The organism is Streptomyces sp. LX-29, assembly GCF_029541745.1.
In the GTDB taxonomy this organism is placed as follows: Bacteria; Actinomycetota; Actinomycetes; order Streptomycetales; family Streptomycetaceae; genus Streptomyces.
Genome location: NZ_CP089746.1, coordinates 1,017,734 through 1,035,194 on the forward strand (window position 1 = coordinate 1,017,734; position 17,461 = coordinate 1,035,194).

Here is a 17,461-nt window from a genome sequence, read left to right on the forward strand (position 1 = left end):
CCGACCCACCGACCGCCCGACCCACCGACCCACCGACCCACCGACCCACCGACCCACCGACCCACCGACCCACCGACCCACCGACCCACCGACCCACCGACCGAGGAGGATGCCCGTGGCGCCGCCCGGCAGCGACCCCGTACTCGACGCCGCGTTCTTCCGCCGCTGGCTGACCGCGCTGGCGGCAGCCGTGGAACGGGAGGCCGACCGGCTGACCGACCTGGACGCGGCGATCGGCGACGCGGACCACGGCAGCAACATGCTGCGGGGCTTCCGAGCCGTCTCCGCCGCGCTCGACACGGACGCGCCGGCCACCCCGGGGGCCGTACTCGTGCTGGCCGGGCGTCAGTTGGTCTCCACGGTCGGTGGCGCGTCGGGCCCGCTGTACGGGACGCTGCTGCGGCGCGCGGGCAAGGCGCTCGGCGACGCGGAGGAGGTGGACCGCGAGCGGCTGCGGGAGGCCCTGCGGGCGGGGGTGGACGCGGTGGCCCAACTGGGTGGTGCCGCGCCCGGCGACAAGACGATGCTGGACGCGCTGGTCCCGGCGGTCGACGCGCTCGACGACTCCTTCGCGGCCGGCGCGGAGGCGGCCGGGAAGGGGGCCGTGGCCACCGTGCCGCTACGGGCCCGCAAGGGCCGGGCCAGCTATCTGGGCGAGCGCAGCATCGGCCACCAGGACCCGGGCGCCACCTCCTCGGCGCTCATCTTCACGACCTTGGCGGAGGTGGCCCGATGAGCGGCGAACGGCAGTCGGTCGGAGTGGTGTTGGTCTCGCACAGCGCCCAGGTCGCCGAGTCGGTGGCGCGCATGGCCACGGCCTTGGCCGGCGGTGGCGCCACGGCGCCCGTCGCGGCCGCCGGCGGCACCGCCGACGGCGAGGTGGGCACCAGTGCGGAGCTGATCGCCCGGGCGGCCCACGCCGTCGACCGGGGCGCGGGCGTCGCCCTCCTGGTCGACCTGGGCAGCGCGGTGCTGACCGTGAAGGCGCTCCTCGCCGAGGGCGAGGAGCTGCCCGAGGGGGCACGCCTGGTGGACGCGCCCTTCCTGGAGGGCACGGTCGCGGCGGTCGTCGCCGCCTCGGCCGGCGCGGACCTGGAGGCCGTCGCGGCGGCGGCCGAGGAGGCGTACGGCTACCGCAAGGTGTGACCGGCCGTCGCCGACGGGACCTCGCCGCCGGGGACGGTCACGGCCGCCGCCGTCCCGTCGGGATCGTCACCGCCAGGGACCGGCGCCGCCGGGATCTCACCCCGGGAACCGCCACCGCCTGGGCCGGCGCCGCCGGGATCTCACCGCCGGGGACCGTCACCGCCGGGTGGGAAACGGCGGATACGCACGGACGTTGTCGTTGTACTCCTGGACGCGCTCGGCGACCAGCCGCGGCAGCGTGCCCGCGGCCAGGTCGGCCAGCGTGGTGCCCTCCAGGACCTGCCGCAGGCTGGTGCGCACCGCGCGCCAGACGTCGGGGAGGGCGGCTGCCGCCCCGGGGTATTCCAGACCGGTGAGCCGCAGGTCGCGCACGCTGGCGAGCGGGCCGTCGACGGCGCGGATGACGTCGGCGAGGGTGATCTCCTCCGGGGGCCGGCTCAGCTCGTAGCCCCCGTCGGGGCCGCGCAGGCTGCGGACCAGCCCGGCCCGGCGCAGTTCGCTGAGCACCACGAACAGAAAGCGCAGCGGGATGTCCTGACGGGTCGCGATGTCCTCCGACTTCAGCGGCCGGTCGGGAGAGCCCGCGAGCTCTGCCATCGCCCGTACGGCGTAGTCCGTTCTTGCTGAGATCCTCACGGCCTCAACTGTCTCACGGGGACGGCGGAGCCGTCCCATCCGGGCACCGGGCCCTCCCGCCCGAGCGCCGGGGCCCCCTCCGACGTCGGCGCCGCCCCTTCCCGTCACCGGAGCCGTTCGCCGGCGCCGCGGCCGTTCAGCGTACGGGGCCGTCCCGCGACGGAGCGCCATGTGGCCCACAGCGAGGGGGTGATGACGCACGGTCGCGCCGACGCCAGTATGGTGCCCATTGCAGGTTGTTCATCGAAATAGTGAAGTACATCGTGCACCCGTGTGCCGGAGCCGGAGGTTTGTCCGTGGTCCTCGCTCGCTCTCGATCTCGATCAACCATGGCCGTCGTCGGCGCGGGTGCGGCCGGCGCGCTCGTCGCCATCCAGCTCTGCGAGGCCGCGGCCCGGCGGCGCACCCCGCTCGAGCTGGTCCTGATCGACCCGGCCGGGGAGGCGGGGCGCGGCACCGCCTACGCCACCGAAGACCCGCGCCACCGGCTCAACGTCCCGGTCGGCGGAATGAGTTGTTACCCGGACGACCCCGGGCACTTCCTGCGGTGGCTCTGTCGCCACGGCGAACCGACCGTCACCGCCGGGGACTTCGCCACCCGCTACCGCTACGGCGCCTATCTCGCCGACACCCTCGGCCAGGCGATCATCAGGGCGCAGGGCGTCGTCGCCGTGCGCCGGCTGCGGACGAAGGCGGTGGGGTGCGCCTGGCCGAGCGTCGGCGGGGCCGTGCTCGACCTCGCGGACGGCACCAGCGTCTCGGCCGACGCCGTGGTGCTGGCCACCGGACCCACCGCCGGAACCGCCGGCTGGGCGCCGGAGGCGCTGCGCGGCGAGGACCGCTTCATCGACCGCCCCTGGGCGCCGGGCGCGCTGGACGCGGTCCGCGAGGGCGACGGGGATGTGTTGCTGGTCGGTGCCGGGCTCACCGCGGTCGACCTGGCGCTGACCCTCGACCGCCCCGGACGCACGGTGCACGCGCTGTCCCGCAGCGGGTCGCTGCCCCGGCCGCACGCCGTGGCCCCGCTGCCGCCGGTGCCGCCTCCGCCGGGGCTGTCCGGGTTGCCGCTGCCGCGGCTCCGCACCGCCGTGCGCCGCCATCTGCTCGCGGCGCTGCGCGAGCACGGCGACTGGAGGCCGGCGTTGGACGGGCTGCGCTCGGTCACCGTGGGCCTGTGGCAGGGGCTGAGCGAGGACGAGCGGGCCGAGTTCCTGGGCCGGGACGCCACCGCGTGGAACGTGCACCGACACCGGATGGCCCCGGCCACCGCGGAGGCCCTCGGCCGGGCGCGCGCCGCCCGCCGGCTGCGGGTCCACGCGGGTCGGGTGGCGTCCGTACGGCGCCTGGGCGCGGCCGACGCCGACGGCGGACGGCTCGACGGGGCGCGGTTCGACGTGGGCCTCGCCGACGGCCGTTCGCTGCGGGTGAGCTGGGTGGTGGACTGCACCGGACCCGGGCTGCGCGCCGACGGCTCGGGCGATCCCCTGTGGGGCGGGCTGCTCGCCGCGGGGTTCGCGGTGCCCGGCCCGCTGGGCATCGGGGTGGCCACCGAGGACGGGCGGCTGCGCGACGCGGAAGGCCGCGCGGAGCGACCGCTGTTCACGCTCGGCGCGCCCCGGCGCGGCGAGCTGTGGGAGACCACCGCCATCCCCGAGCTGCGGGTCCAGGCACGGGCGGTCGCCGAGGCGCTGCTGGCGCCGCTGTCCGGGCCGGCGTCGACCGCCCGCCGTCGCCCGGCGGACCAGTTCGGGCTGCCGCTGTCCACCCACGCCGCGGCGGCGGCCGCCTACCGCAGCGGGCTGGCGCGGGTCGTCACGGTCCGGGCGGGGGCGGCGGAGGCGTTCACCCGGGCCGTCGAGCTCGACCCCGGCTTCGCCCTCGGCCACGCCGCGCTGGCCCTGCTCGGCCACGAGTGCGGGGTGGAGGTCGACACCCAGCGGGCGCTCGCCGACGCGCGGCGCAGCGCGGCCGAGCGCGGCGACGACCGGGAGCGCTCCTTCGTCGACGTCGTGGCCCGCCGGGTCGGGGCGGGCGACGGCGACACCGCCCTGATGGACCATCTGGGCCGCCATCCGGGTGATGCCCTGGCGCTCAGCGCCGCCGTCCCCACCATCGCCTTCTCCGGGGTCAGCGACCTGGACGGCGCGTTGGCGCGCCGGCTGCTGGAGTCCACCGCGGCCGCCTACGACGGCCACTGGTTCCACACCTCGCTGCTCTCCTTCCTCCACCAGGAGGAGGGGCGTTTCGAGGAGGCGGGCGATCTGGCGCGGCAGGCGCTGGCCGCCGAGCCGGCCTCCGGCCACGCGGTGCACGCGCTGGCCCATGTCCACTACGAGTCCGGTGCGCACCGCGCGGGCCGCGACTGGCTCGACGAGTGGCTCACCGGTCAGGGCCGCGGCGCGGTGCACCGGGCGCACTTCTCCTGGCACGCGGCCCTGCACGAGCTGGCCCTCGACGATCCGGCGGCGGTGCGCCGGCGTTGGTTCGCCCAGCTGGCCCCGGCCCGGGTGCGCGGCGTACGGGCGCTGATCGACTCCGGTTCCCTGCTGTGGCGGGCCCGGATGACCCGCAACTGGACCGGCCGGGTCCCGGTGGACGATGTGCTGAGCGCGGTCGCCCGCGACATGGTGGAGCGGCCGGCGACCGCCTTCACCGCCCTGCACGGCGCCTTCGCCCTCACCGCCGCCGGCGACCTGCCCGCCCTGCGCCGGCTGCGCGCCCACACGGCGCAGGCCGACCCGGTCCAGCGCGAGGTGGTCGCGCCGCTGTGCGAGGCGCTGGAGGCGGTGTTGGAGGAGCGCTGGTCCGTCGCGGTGCGGCAGCTGCGCGGTGTGCTGCCCGCGCTGCCGCGGGTCGGCGGCAGCGCGGCCCAGCGCGAGGTCGTCGAGGAGACCCTGCTGTACGCCCTGGTCGCCGCCGGCCACTGCGACTCCGCCCGACGGGTCCTGGAGCAGCGGCTGGACCGCCGCTCCTCGCCGCTGGACCGCCGCCGCTTGGCGGACCTGCCGGCCTGAACGGCGCGGCCGGGCGGGCAGCGACCGCCTTCGCCATGGTCCGACCGCCTTCGCCCGGTCCGTACGGAGGCGGTCGTACGGCGTGGGGCGGCGGCCGGGGCGCTTGCGGGCGCCGGCCGCCGGCCTGCCGTCGGGTCTACGCTCGGGCGTCGGCGAGGAACGTACGGAGGTGGGCCGCGAGTCGGCGGGGCTGGTCCTCGGGGATGAGGGTGTAGCTGTCGGCGATCTCGACGTATGCGCCGCGAGGCAACAGGGCGGCCAGCCGACGGCCGTGCTCCGGCGGCATCACCCGGTCCTCGGCGGCCCACCGCCCGTCGTCGGCGCGGGCGTCGCGGGGATTCGGGCGTTGCGTCCACCCACCCGCCCGGCGGCAACACGGCCAACGTTGCCGATCCGACCGTTGCCCAGCGCAACGGTCCGGTCACCCTCCATGCTGTGACTCACCCTTCGGCGAAGGTCCGGAGGGCGGTGCGGCCCGCGCGCCGGAAGCCGGCCGGGCGAAGGAGAGAGTTCAGATGGACCGTTCACTGCTGTCGTTGAGAGCGACGCTCGTGCTGCTGCTCGCCGCCCTGGCGGGCGTGGCAGCCGGCGTGTTGGCCACGCTCGCGGGTGACGGAGCGGCGCGCGGCGCGCTGTGCGGCCTGGCGGCCGCCGGCCTCGCGGTGCCGTTCTTCGACCGGCTCGTCGCGGGCGAGGACACCGAGGCGCGACAGCTCTCCGGGGCCGATGTGGAAGCCGGGGACGGCCGTGGGTGAACTGAGGCCGCTGGCGGAGGACCTGACCCAGGAGTCCCGGGCCCTGGCTCAGGCGCTGCGGGAGCTGTTCGACGGGCTGGGCGTCTCGGTCCGGCGGTACGCGGCACGCCGCAGCCGGGACCCCGGGACGTTCTCGCGCTATCTGAGCGGCAGCCGCGTCCCTCCCTGGGAGGCGGTCATGGACCTGTTCACCGATCTCGCCGAGCACCGCGGCACCGCCGCCACCCCCGAGGCCATCGAGCTGGTACGGGCGCTGCATCGCGCCGCCGTGACGACGAGCACCTCGCCCAAGCACGCCGTGGAGGTCCTGGAGCAGCAGCTGGCCGACGCGGACCGGGTCTCGCGCCGCTCCACCGCCCGCGGCGACGTGCTGGGCGACGCGCTGCTGGACCGCAAGCACCGCATCGCGGACCTGGAGGTGCGGCTGAGCCAGCTCGAAGCCGCCTGGAACGCCGAGCGCGAGCGCGCGGACCTGCTGGCGTCGGGCCGCCCCGACGTCTCGGAACTGCTGCGCGAACGGGACACGCTGCAGGACGAGGTGGCACGGCTGTCGGCGGAGCTGCTCGCGGCGCACAAGCAGCGCGACGAGGCCGAGGCACGCTGCGAGCTCCTCGAACGGCAGCTGGAGACGATCGAGAAGGTGCAGCAGACCGCGGTCCTGTCCGGCGGCGCGGCCCGTGCGCCGCAGCGCATGCCCAGGATCCTGATCGTGGACGACCAGGCCGACAACCTGCTGGCGATGACGGCCGTGCTGTCGACGCTCGACCAGGAGCTCGTCACCGTCTCGTCCGGCGGGGAGGCGCTCAAGGCGCTGCTGCACCACGACGACTTCGCGGTGATCATCATGGACGTCCAGATGCCCGACATGGACGGTTATGAGACTGCCGCACACATCAAGCGTCGTCCCCGCACCCGGGACGTGCCGATCATCTTCCTCACCGCCATGGGCACCGATCCCGAGCACTCCGCGCGCGGCTACGCGGCCGGAGCCGTCGACTACATCGGCAAGCCCTTCGACCCCTGGGTGCTGCGGGCCAAGGTCGCGGTGTTCACCGGCATCTACCTCGAACGCCGCCTCCACGGCCACTGATCCGCCGGCGCCGCGACCACCGATCCACCGTCGCCGCGCGGTCGCCGATCCGCCGGCGCCGCGACCCCTCGCGGCGGACCCGGTCGCACCGCGAGGCGGGGCGCCGCGAGGCCGAGCCGACGGCGGGCCGCACGGGGCGTGGACCCGACCGCCGCCGGGCGTGACCCGCCGGCCCGCACCTCGTCCGTGTGCGGGCCGGCGGGCCTCGTCAGCGCAGGCCCGCCTGCTTGCAGGCGGTCGCGTACGCGGCGGTGCAGATGTCGCTGACCTTCAGCATCCCGTCCTTGACGACGGTGTCCTTGATGTTGTCCTTGGTCAGCAGGATGGGCGTGATCAGCTGGGCCGGAATGTCCTTGTTCGTCGGGCTGTCGACGGTCGCGGAGACGGCCACCTCCTCACCACGCCCCAGGGCGAGCGCCATCTCGGCGGCGGCCGTCGCCTCGGGGTCGAACGGCTTGTAGATGGTCATGCTCTGCTCCCCGCTGAGCACGCGCTGAACGCCGGCGAGTTCGGCGTCCTGCCCGGTGACCGGGGGCAGCGTGGTGAAGCCGCTGTTCTTGAGCGCGGTGATCGCGCCGCCGGCCATGCCGTCGTTGGCCGAGTAGACGCCCACGATCCGGCTCTTGCCCAGCAGGCCGATCGCCTCGGTCATGTCCTTGCCGGCCTGCTCCGGGAGCCAGCGGTCGACGTCGTACGACTTGCCGATCTTGACCTTGCCCTGCAGGACGGAGAGCGCGCCCTTCTTGAACATGGCGGAGTTGGGGTCGGCGTCCCAGCCGTTGAGCATGACGATCTCGCCCTGGCTCGCCTTGCTGCCGAGCTCCTTCAGCAGCGCCTTGCCCTGGATCTTGCCGACGTCCTCGTTGTCGAAGGAGGTGTAGCCGGAGAGCGGGCCGTGGGCGAGCCGGTCGTAGGCGACGACCGGGATGTCGGCGTCGTCGGCCTTCTTCACCGCGCCGGCGATCGACTCGGAGTCCACCGCGTCAAGGATGATCGCGTCGACCTTCTTCTCGATCATCGTGTCGACCTGCTGCTGCTGAAGCTTCGGGTCCGCCTTCGCGTTGGCGTACTCGACCGTGCACTCGGCACACAGGTCCTTGATGCGTTCGGTGATCAGAGGTCTGTCGTAAGCCTCGAACCGCGCCGTGTGGTCGTCGGGCAGAAGCAGGCCGATGCGCAGCGACCCGATCTTCTCCGCCGTGCTCTCGCTGCCTCCGTCGTCTCCCGATCCGCAGGCCGCGAGGGACGCGGTCATGGAAAGGGCGGCGACAGTGGCGATGACGACACGGCGCGGCATTGCATGCATGTTGGGGGTGACCTCCCTGACGAGGCCGCGATGTCACGGCCGAGGTGGCCGGAAGTCAACTCTGTGGCCCGCATGACGTCAAGGAAAGATTGCCATTCGTTATCAGCCTGAATTCACCGAGAAACCCCTTGCCACCAGGTGAGATACCATTCGGCGGCTGACCGCGCGGCGAGGGTTCACGGCCGCGCGGCATGCCGTTCGAGCGCCCGGATCCAGTCATTCCGCGGAATACCCGATGCGCCAATTCGGCATGCCCGCCGGCGCGTTGCCCACGCCCGCGCACCCACCACCCGACACCGCCCCCACGCCAACAAATCCGGACATCAGCGACCCACGACGCAACCAGGGGAATTCAGCGGCGATACCGGCATAACAGCAGCATTTCCATCTTGGCGGACAGACGCCGATGACAGATGCTTTGTTCCACCGCGTTCGCGGTCCTCGGGCCGACTGAGCGGTTCGCCTTCGCAATCACCGAAAGCTTCGCTCAGACCGGGGCCCGCAGCCCCTCCCGCAACCGGGCGAGGGTCTGCCGAAGGATGCGGCTCACCTGCATCTGCGAGACGCCCAGCCGGGCGCCGATCTCCTTCTGCGTCCGCTCCTCGAAGAAGCTCAGATACAGCACCCGGCGCTCGCGCTCGGGCAGCTCGGCCAGCAGCGGCCGGAGCGCCTCCCGTTCGAGCAGCCGGTCCAGTCCGGGGTCGGACGCGCCGAGCGTGTCGTCCAGCGAGACCCCCTCCGCTCCACCGGTGAGCGTGTCCAGGAGGCAGGTGCGCTGGATCCGCTCGACCCGCAGCCCCAGGTACACCTCCGACTCGCTGAGGTCCGTCGCCGCCGCCAGCTGGGCCACGGACGGGTTCGTCCGCAGCTGCTGCTCCAGCTCGGCGCGGGCGCGTCCGATGGCGCCGCAGGCCCGCTGGAGCCGCCGGGGGACGCGCACGCCCCAGACGCAGTCCCGGAAGTGCCGCCGCAGGCCCCCGGTGATGGTCGGCACGGCGTAGGCCTCGAAGGGGTGCCCCAGCCCCGGGTCGTAGCCGTCCACCGCCCGCACCAGCGCCATCGCGGCCACCTGACGCAGATCCGCCGCGGCCTCACCCCGCCCCCCGAACCGTCGGCTGATCCGCTCGGCCATGGGGAGCCACGCCTCGATGATCTCGCGCCGCAGCCTCACCCACTCCGCCCCGCCGGGCTCCAGCCGCCTCAGCCGGACGAAGGCGGCGGTGGTGTCGGGAGCCTCATGAGGAGAACGGCGAGCCCTGGTCATCAGCGGCCTCCTTGAAATCCAAGGCGCCTCCGGAATCCCTCACCACTATGGAGCCCGCCGAGCCCACCCGCCACTCAAGCCCCCGTCGGCCGCCCGGGGACCGCCCGCCTCTCCCCCGAGGCCGGCGCGGAAACGGGGCGGGCGCGCCTCATCCGGGGCTCAGCGGGCCTCGACGGACAGCCATACGGCCACCGCGCGGGCGATCTGCTGACCGGTGTCGAGCTGGACGAAGCCGAACTGACCGCCCTGGTTGCACTCCAGGAACCACCAGGTGCCGTCCTCCTCCGCGGCGAAGTCGAACGCTCCGTACGCGAGCCGCGCGGCCTCCATGTAGGAGCGCACCGAGCGGGCGATGCGATCGGGCACCCCCACCGGCTCCCAACCGGCCCCGGAGGCGGCGAAGCGCCCGTCCACCTCGTGCGGGTCGGCCGCCTTGCGCGCCGCGAACAGGCGCTCCCCGACGCAGGTCAGCCGGATGTCCGCGCACTTGTTCACATGCCGTTGCAACAGCGTGGGGCCGGCGGAGACCCCGGAGAAGTCGACCTCCGGGGTGATGCGGGTCGTGGGCAGCACCCGCGGCGGATCGTCCGGATGCGTACCGGAGACCGTCTTGACCACCAGGTCCCGGTGGACCGTGGCGAACTGGCGCGCCGCCTCGGGGAAGGACGTGATGAGGGTGGGCGGCACGGCGAAGCCGCTGAGCTGCGCGAGGTGGAGCTGCCAGGGCTTGTAGCGGGCCTGCGCGGCCGCCATCGGGTGGTTCATCCAGCGGACCGGCAGACAGCCGAGCATGCCGTACAGCGCGTGTTCGGACTCCGTGGTGAGCCAGCCGGAGGGCTCCGCGGCGTGTGCCGCGGGGGTCCCCGGACGACGCATCCAGACCGACCGCAGGCCGACCGCGCTCCCCATCCGCCCGCCCGCCGACAGGTAGCCGTGCATGTCGCCCTGGGTGTACTCGGCCGCCAGAGCGACGTCGCCGGGCAGATCGGCCGGGTCCAGCCGGATCAGCGGCACCCCCCGCTCCTGGAGCGCCGCCACCACCAGGTCCGCGGTCACGTCCTCCTCACAGGTGAGGATCAGGACCGTCATCGAGGGTCAGTCGTCGAAGTGCGTCTTGGATCCGGCGGTGGAGGTGGTGGTGCCGGTGACGAGCAGCCATGCCCGGTCGTCGATGGCGGGGCGCCCGTCGGGCAGGACGTTCAACTGCCGGGCGTGATCGTAGGTGTAGGGGACGATGACCGGCGTCTGCTGTGTCTGCCGGGCGTAACCCAACGCGAACGGCCGCATGTTCTCTCCTTCGTCCGAGCTCCGGTTCCGCCACCCGGCACGCTGGTCACGCGGCCGACCCGGTCTCGCTCGTCGATGTCGTAGGTGACCGTACGTGGCCCCCAACCGTCGATTGCCAAATTTGTTCGCCTTTGATGACGAGCCTTGACGCTCCCTCATATGACGACCTGACTCATATGAGGCCGGACCGCATGGCGGCTGAACGGGCCTGACCACTGGCGGTACTGACGGGCCGACTCATATGACGGCCCGACGGATCGCGCCCGCCTGTCACCCCGGGACCGCGGCACCCGTGGGCCCCTCGATGCCCGGATCCACCCTCCGTTAACCTCTCGTTCACCTGTTCGTCGGCCCCACTCATGATCAAGAATGGCCGTCGTCACGGAATCCGCACGGCGGACCGTGATCACCCTGTACGACCTCTCCTAGCGAGGATCCATGCGTTCCACCATCGTCGCCGGCCTCCTGGCCGCCACGGTTCTCATCACCGCGGCACCCGCGGACGCCGCCCCCACGTCCACGAGCGGCGCGTCGTCCCGAGACCGCTGTCCCCAACTCGACACCAGCCTGCCCTGGTACGGGGACAACCGCGCCAAGCTCCAGAAGATGATCGACGAGCGGGGTACCTGTTCCGGCATCGACGGCCGGCGCCCGGTCGCCGCGTTCGACTGGGACAACACCGTGGTCAAGAACGACATCACGGACGCCACGCTCGCCTGGTCCCTCCGGCACGACAAGATCCTGCGCCCGGCGCGCTGGCGTGACACCAGCCGCTGGCTGACGCCGGCCGCCGACCGGGCCCTCTCCGCCGCCTGCGGCACCTCCGTGCCCGTCGGCCGCCCGCTGCCCACCTCGGTCGACACCGACTGCGCCGACGAGATCTTCGAGATACGCGAGAAGTCGCAGACCATGGGCGGGGAACCGGCCTTCGCCGGGAACTGGAACCACCGTCGCACGGTGCCGGGCTACGCCTGGATCCCGCAGCTGTTCGCGGGTCACACCCCCAAGGCCCTGCGCTCCTTCGCCGCGCAGGCGCGCACCGAGCAGCTGGCGGCCCCGATCGGCGCCACCCAGAAGGTCGGCACCCACACCGTCGCCGGATACGTCCGCTACTACGAGCAGCAGAAGGACCTGATCCGCACGCTCAAGGCCGCCGGCTTCGACGTCTACATCGTCTCCGCCTCCTCCGAGCCGATCGCCGAGGCTTGGTCGGGAGGCGTCGGCCTCGACCGCCGACACACCATCGGCATCCGCAGCCTGACCCGGCACGGCAAGCTCACCACCGGGATTCGCGGCTGTGGCGACATGCCCGACGGGCGCGGCGAGGCTCTGCCGTACATGGACGGCAAGCGCTGCTTCATCAACCAGGAGATCTTCAAGATCAAGGGAGCCGCGGCCTGGCAGCGCCAGGACCCGGCGCACCGGATCGCCCTCGGGGCCGGCGACGCCGACACCGATGTGACGTTCGTGGACGACGCCACCGGAGTGCACCTGGCGATCAACCGCAACAAGCCCGAGCTGATGTGCCGCGCCCTCGACGACGCCGACGGGCGCTGGGCGGTCAACCCCATGTTCATCGCCCCACTGCCCCGCAAGTCCGGTGTCTACCCGTGCTCGACGACCGGCGCCACCCACCCGGACGGCAGCCTCGGCCCGGTGCTGCGCCATGACGGCAGTGTCATCCCCGACCAGGAGGACCTGGCCCTCCAGGCAAGCTGACGACCGGGCCGGCGAGGCCCGGCCGGTGGCGCGGTGGGGGGCGACGACTCCCCGGCGGCGGCCGGTCGCCACGGCGGCCGCTCCCCATCGCGTGCCCGGCCCCTCGCCCCGCCCGCCCCCTCGCCCGCCGGTCCCCACCGGCGGGCGAGGGGGCCACCGGCCCGCCGATCCCACCAGGCCGCCCGCCCGCCGCCGGCCGGCGCCGCGCCGACGTCGGCCCCAGGGCGCCGGCGGCCCTGGCACGAGCCGCGACACCGCTGTCATGGTGGTCGCGCGCACACCTGCTCGCGGAACTGTGGTGTCCCACCACATACGCCTCTGACCTGCGCATTTCTACGGTGTGGCGGCACGGAATCGTCCCCGCCGGCCCTCTGGAAGTGGTGCTCATGCCCTCCCCCGCGACCGCTCCTCCCCCCGCCCCCGCCAGCCTCCGCCGTATCGTCGCCGCCAGCCTCATCGGCACCACCATCGAGTGGTACGACTTCTTCCTCTACGGGTCCGCGGCCGCGTTGGTCTTCAACAAGCTGTTCTTCCCGGACTCCGACCCGCTCGTCGGCACGCTGCTCTCCTTCCTCACCTATGCGGTCGGCTTCGCCGCACGCCCGATCGGCGCGCTGGTCTTCGGGCACTACGGCGACCGGCTCGGCCGCAAGAGGCTGCTGGTGCTGAGCCTGCTGCTGATGGGCGGGGCGACGTTCGCGATCGGACTGCTGCCCACGCACGCCACGGTCGGTTCGGCGGCCCCGGTGCTGCTCACCGCGCTGCGACTGGTGCAGGGCTTCGCGCTGGGCGGCGAGTGGGGCGGAGCGGTGCTGCTGGTGTCCGAGCACTCCGACCGGGCGGGCGGGAACCGGCGTGGCTTCTGGGCGTCCTGGCCGCAGACCGGCGCCCCGGCCGGACAGTTGCTGGCGACCGGGGTGCTCTCGGCCCTGACCGCGCTGCTCTCGGACGCGGCCTTCGAGTCGTGGGGGTGGCGGGTGCCGTTCCTGCTGTCGGGTGTCCTGGTCCTGGTCGGCATGTGGATCCGGCTGTCCGTCGACGAGTCGCCGGTCTTCAAGGAGGCGCTCGCCCGCGCGGAGAGCCGGAAGCAGGAGGCGGAACAGCCGCCGCTGGTCGCCGTGTTGCGGCACCACTGGCGTGACGTTCTGGTCGCCATGGGTGCGCGCATGGCGGAGAACATCAGTTACTACGTCATCACCGCCTTCGTCCTCGTCTACGCGACCGAACAGGCCGACCTGGGCAAGCAGACCGCCCTCAACGCCGTCCTCATCGCCTCGGCCGTGCACTTCGCGGTGATCCCCGCCTGGGGCGCGCTCTCCGACCGCCTCGGGCGCCGCCCGGTGTACCTGCTCGGCGCCGCGGGGGTGGGCGCCTGGGCCTTCCCGTTCTTCGCCCTGATCGACACGCGGGAGTTCGGCTGGGTGATCGTGGCGGTCACGGTGGGGCTGGTCTTCCACGGCGCGATGTACGCCCCGCAGGCGGCCTTCTTCTCCGAGATGTTCGCGACCCGGATGCGCTATTCGGGCGCCTCGATCGGAGCCCAGTTCGCCTCGGTCGCCGCCGGCGCGCCCGCGCCGCTGATCGCCACCGCCCTGCTGGCCGACTACGACAGCAGCACCCCGATCGCGCTGTACGTGATCGCCGCGGCCCTGCTCACCCTGGTCGCGGTCGGGGTGGCGAAGGAGACCCGCCAGCGCGACCTCGCCGCGGTCGAACCGACGGCCGCGGCGACCACGAACGCTTCGGCAGCCGCCTCGGCGACGGGGTCGGCGAAGACCTCACCCCAGGCGTCGGCCTAGACGTTGACCTAGGCGTCGGCCTAGGCGTCAGCGCCGGCGCCTGGGTCGGCTTGGGCCTCGACCCAGGCGTCGGCTTCGGCTTCGGCGTCGACCGCCGCGTCGACTTCCGCGGCTCGCCCTCCGACGACGGGTCGGGTGTGAACCGCGCGGCCCCACCGGTCAGCGGGCGACCGCCGCCGAGAGCCGGTGGAGACGCAGCGCGAGCTGGATCTCCAGCAGGTGGGACGGCTCCTGCCAGCCGGGGCCCAGCAGCCGAGCCACCCGCTCCAGGCGCTGCGCCACGGTGTTGACGTGGACGTGGAGCGCGTCCTTCGTACGGACCGGGCTCATGCCGCTGGCGAAGTAGGCGTCCAGGGTGCGGACCAGGTCGGTGCCGCGCCGTCGGTCGTAGTCGATGACCGTGCCGATGGTGCGGTGCACGAACTCCGCCACCCGGTCGCCGTCCCGCGCACCCGCCAGCAGCAACCCGAGAAAGCCGAAGTCCTCCGCGGCGCCGCCCTCGCCCGCGCGGCCGAGCAGGTCCAACACGCTGAGACAGCGCAGCGCTTCGGCGTAGGCGTCGGCGACCACGCCGGGGGCGGCCGCCGGGGCGGGCACCGGCGCCGACGCCCCCACGGTGACCGGTGCGTGTACGGCGGTGCCCAGCTGCCTGGCCGCCCGGCGGGCGGTGGCCGCGGCGCTCTCTCCCCGGGCGAGCGGCAACAGCAGGACGACACCGCCGTCCCGCGCGGCGGCGAGGCCGTGCCCGGTCGCGGCCAGATGGGAGGCCGCGGACCACAGGCGCTGCCGGTCGGCGGTCTGCCGGTCGACCGCGCGCCGGTCGGCGGTCGCCCCGCGCGACGCCCGTCCGCCTGGGGAACCTCCGACTGGGGGACCTCCGCCTGGGGGACGGCCGTCGCCCACCGGACCGCCCACCGGACCGCCCATCGTGCGACGCCCGGTCGACCGCGGGTCCGCCGTCGAGCTCGGGACCCGGCTCGGATGCGCGCCCGGCCCTGCGCCCGGGCCTGCGCCCGGCCCTGCGCCCGGACCCGTGCCCGGCCTCGCGCTCGGACCCCCGCTCGGACCCGGACCCACGGTCCGGCCGGCGTCCGGGGTGTCCGCCGGGCCGCGGCCGGCCGTGCTGGGGCCGCCCGGGCTCGGGCGACCGGCCGTGGCGGCGCCCGCGTCCCGGTCCCCGTGCGCCCGGGCGCCGGGGACGGGGCGGGAGTCGGTGGCGGCCCGTCCCGGGAAGGCGGCGGGCCGGCCCCCGCGGAAGCCCGCACCGGTGCCCGTCGGGGCCTTCGGGTCCGCGGCGGCCGGGTCGACGGCGTCCCCACCGGTGTCGACGCGGGCCGCCAGGACGACATGCGGTGCGTCGAGGTCCGCCCGCAGCCTCAGGGCGCGCTCGCGCAGCAGCCCCGGGTCGCGGTCGGGGGCGTCGAGGAGGTCGTCCAGGAGCTCGCCGCGGACCCGTTGCTCCGCCTCGCCCGCGGATCGGCGGGCCAGTTGCAGCAGCGAGGTGACCATGGCGGCGCGCTCGAGCGTGCGTTGGTCGACCGGGTCCAGCCCGGAGTGGCCGTGCAGGACGAGCGCGCCGAGGAGTTCGCCGCCGGCGGAGACGGCGGCGACCCAGTCGTCGCCCTGCCGCACCGCGCGGCCGTCGGCGCGGGACGGGTCGACGGCCGTGAGCGGGCACGCCTCCGGCTCGACGAACTCCACCGATCCGCTGAGCACTTCGGCGACGGCGGCGGCGACGTCGTGCACCCCGCCACCGCGCAGCACCAGCTCGGTGAGCCGGTCGTGCACCTCCGAGGCGCGCTCGATGACGGCGCTGCGGTCCCGGATGATCTCGTTGGCGGCCTCCAGTTCGGCCAGCGCGGAGCGGGTCTCGGCCAGCAGGTTGGCGGTGTCGAGGGCGACGGCGGCGTGCGCGGCGAAGGAACCGAGCAGGGCGATCTGTTCGCGTTCGAAGACCCGCGCCCTCCGGTCTGCGGCGAACAGCACGCCGATGACGCCGCTGCCCAGCATGAGCGGCACGCCGAGGATGGCCACCAGCCCCTCGTCGATGACGCCTTCGTCGATGGTGTGGGTGTGCTGGAAGCGGGGGTCGTCCAGATAGCTGTCGGTGACGTACGGGCGGGCCGTCTGGGCGACCAGCCCGCCGAGTCCCTCCCCCATGCCGAGCCTCAGTTGCTGGAAGCGTGCCGAGACCGAGCCGTCGGTGACCCGCATGTAGGTGTCGCCCGCGCGGGGGTCGTTGAGCGTCAGATAGGCGACCTCGGTGCCCAGCAGCGAGCGGGCGCGCTGCACGATGGCCTGGAGCACCGCGTCCAGGTCGCGCAGCCCGGCGAGGTCGTGGGCGGTCTCGTAGAGGGCGGACAGTTCGGCCTCGCGTCGCCTGCGGCCCTCCAGTTCTCCATGGACCCGCAGCGCCGCCAGCTTGACGCGCTCCAGGGCGGCGAGCCGGGCGGGGCTTTCGCCCTCCGCGCGGGCGCGCAGGACGGGCCGCTCGAACGCCTCGGCGGGTGCGCCCCGCGCGAGCAGCTCGATATAGGGCTCGGTGCGTTCGGCGAACTCGGCGGGCTCGGCCGGGTCAGGGTCGTGCCCGTCCGCGCGGGGCTTCGGGGCGTGCTCGGGATTCAGTGGGCCGTCCATCCGCCGTCCATGGTGAGGGTGGTGCCGGTGACGAACGAGGTGTGCGGTCCGCAGAGGTAGGCGACCGCCTCGGCGACCTCCTCCGGCTCGACGAGCCGCTTGAGGGCCGTGTCGGCCAACAGCAGGTCGCTGACGACGCGTTCGGCGGGTATGCCGTGCGCGGCGGCCTGGTCGGCGATCTGCCGCTCGACCAGGGGCGTGCGCACGTAGCCGGGGCTGACGCAGTTGGAGGTGACGCCCCGCGCTGCCCCCTCCAGGGCGGCGACCTTGGAGAGGCCCTCCAGTCCGTGTTTGGCGGCCACGTACGCGGACTTGTAGGCCGAGGCGCGCAGCCCGTGGACGGAGGAGATGTTGACGATGCGCCCCCACCCCTGGCCGTACATGTGCGGCAGTGCGCCCCGGATGAGCCGGAAAGGCGCCTCCAGCATGACCGTCAGCACGGTCGAGAAGGTCTCCGGTGGGAACTCCTCGATGGGACGGACCAGTTGGAGACCGGCGTTGTTGACGAGGATGTCGGCGCCGTAGGCCGCCGCCTCGGCGGCGTCGAGGTCGGTGAGGTCCAGCGGGCACGACTCGACGCGGCCCGACAGGCCGGGGGTGTCCGCGGCGCGCGCCGCGAGGCGGGCCAGGCCGTCGGCGTCCCGGTCGGCCGCGCGGACCGTGGCACCGGAGGCGGCGAGCCGCAGCGCGCACGCCTGCCCGATACCGCCCGCGGCGCCGGTGACGAGTGCGGTGCGACCACGAAGGTCGACGGTGCCTGATGTGGTGGACACGCTCATAGCGGGCAGGCTAGACGGCGCCGCGGCCG

The 17,461-nt window shown here is 74.1% G+C and carries 14 protein-coding genes and 1 pseudogene; 7 read left to right on the forward strand and 8 right to left on the reverse strand.

The genetic code is table 11. The features are described from left to right. Positions 1–115: 115 nt before the first annotated feature. Both dhaL and LRS74_RS04425 read left to right on the forward strand, forming a co-directional pair. On the forward strand, positions 116–736 hold the full coding sequence (gene dhaL, locus LRS74_RS04420; protein WP_277739736.1) for a dihydroxyacetone kinase subunit DhaL: 621 nt from the start codon (positions 116–118) through the stop codon (positions 734–736). Then, positions 733–1,146, forward strand: coding sequence for a PTS fructose transporter subunit IIA (locus LRS74_RS04425; RefSeq protein WP_277739737.1), 414 nt, complete (start codon positions 733–735; stop codon positions 1,144–1,146). The genes dhaL and LRS74_RS04425 overlap by 4 nt, the downstream gene beginning before the upstream one ends. Positions 1,147–1,302: 156 nt before the next feature. Here the strand turns inward: LRS74_RS04425 and LRS74_RS04430 are convergent, their stop codons facing one another. Beyond that, the gene (locus tag LRS74_RS04430) at positions 1,303–1,782 is read right to left on the reverse strand and encodes an Rrf2 family transcriptional regulator (protein ID WP_277739738.1); all 480 of its coding nucleotides are present in this window, start codon (positions 1,780–1,782) and stop codon (positions 1,303–1,305) included. 329 nt (positions 1,783–2,111) lie between these two features. On the opposite strand from LRS74_RS04430, the gene LRS74_RS04435 reads away from it, so the two are divergent. Next, positions 2,112–4,796 carry an FAD/NAD(P)-binding protein gene (locus LRS74_RS04435; RefSeq protein WP_277739739.1) on the forward strand — a complete coding sequence of 895 codons (2,685 nt, stop codon included), beginning with the start codon at positions 2,112–2,114 and terminating at the stop codon, positions 4,794–4,796. Between the two features lie 136 nt (positions 4,797–4,932). On the opposite strand, the pseudogene LRS74_RS04440 reads toward LRS74_RS04435, so the two are convergent. After that, positions 4,933–5,103 (reverse strand): annotated as a pseudogene (locus LRS74_RS04440) (alpha/beta hydrolase); the annotation flags it as partial. Positions 5,104–5,311: 208 nt separating this feature from the next. On the opposite strand from LRS74_RS04440, the gene LRS74_RS04445 reads away from it, so the two are divergent. Then, positions 5,312–5,551, forward strand: coding sequence for a hypothetical protein (locus tag LRS74_RS04445; RefSeq protein ID WP_277739740.1), 240 nt, complete (start codon positions 5,312–5,314; stop codon positions 5,549–5,551). After that, positions 5,544–6,641: a response regulator gene (locus LRS74_RS04450; protein ID WP_277739741.1), complete on the forward strand. Its 1,098-nt coding sequence runs from the start codon at positions 5,544–5,546 to the stop codon at positions 6,639–6,641. Before LRS74_RS04445 ends, LRS74_RS04450 begins: the two co-directional genes overlap by 8 nt. 208 nt (positions 6,642–6,849) lie before the next feature. Here the strand turns inward: LRS74_RS04450 and LRS74_RS04455 are convergent, their stop codons facing one another. From LRS74_RS04455 to tgmA, 4 genes are all read right to left on the reverse strand, one after another. Beyond that, entirely contained in the window at positions 6,850–7,947 is a 1,098-nt protein-coding gene (locus LRS74_RS04455; protein WP_277739742.1) for a substrate-binding domain-containing protein, read from the reverse strand. 487 nt (positions 7,948–8,434) lie between these two features. Continuing rightward, positions 8,435–9,211, reverse strand: coding sequence for a sigma-70 family RNA polymerase sigma factor (locus LRS74_RS04460; protein WP_277739743.1), 777 nt, complete (start codon positions 9,209–9,211; stop codon positions 8,435–8,437). Positions 9,212–9,370: 159 nt separating this feature from the next. Continuing rightward, positions 9,371–10,300, reverse strand: coding sequence for an ATP-grasp ribosomal peptide maturase (tgmB, locus tag LRS74_RS04465; protein ID WP_277739744.1), 930 nt, complete (start codon positions 10,298–10,300; stop codon positions 9,371–9,373). Between the two features lie 6 nt (positions 10,301–10,306). Continuing rightward, positions 10,307–10,498: a putative ATP-grasp-modified RiPP gene (gene tgmA / locus LRS74_RS04470; protein ID WP_277739745.1), complete on the reverse strand. Its 192-nt coding sequence runs from the start codon at positions 10,496–10,498 to the stop codon at positions 10,307–10,309. A 438-nt stretch (positions 10,499–10,936) separates the two neighbouring features. Between tgmA and LRS74_RS04475 the strand changes: the two genes are divergently transcribed. Both LRS74_RS04475 and LRS74_RS04480 read left to right on the forward strand, forming a co-directional pair. Next, the gene (locus tag LRS74_RS04475; protein WP_277739746.1) at positions 10,937–12,217 is read left to right on the forward strand and encodes a haloacid dehalogenase-like hydrolase; all 1,281 of its coding nucleotides are present in this window, start codon (positions 10,937–10,939) and stop codon (positions 12,215–12,217) included. A 386-nt stretch (positions 12,218–12,603) separates the two neighbouring features. Further along, on the forward strand, positions 12,604–14,016 hold the full coding sequence (locus LRS74_RS04480; protein ID WP_277739747.1) for an MFS transporter: 1,413 nt from the start codon (positions 12,604–12,606) through the stop codon (positions 14,014–14,016). Between the two features lie 159 nt (positions 14,017–14,175). Here LRS74_RS04480 and LRS74_RS04485 read toward each other — a convergent pair whose 3' ends face one another. After that, positions 14,176–16,653, reverse strand: coding sequence for a GAF domain-containing protein (locus LRS74_RS04485; RefSeq protein ID WP_277739748.1), 2,478 nt, complete (start codon positions 16,651–16,653; stop codon positions 14,176–14,178). Then, positions 16,638–17,432, reverse strand: a complete 795-nt coding sequence (locus LRS74_RS04490; protein WP_277739749.1) for a 3-hydroxybutyrate dehydrogenase — start codon at positions 17,430–17,432, stop codon at positions 16,638–16,640. Before LRS74_RS04490 ends, LRS74_RS04485 begins: the two co-directional genes overlap by 16 nt. Positions 17,433–17,461: the final 29 nt, after the last annotated feature.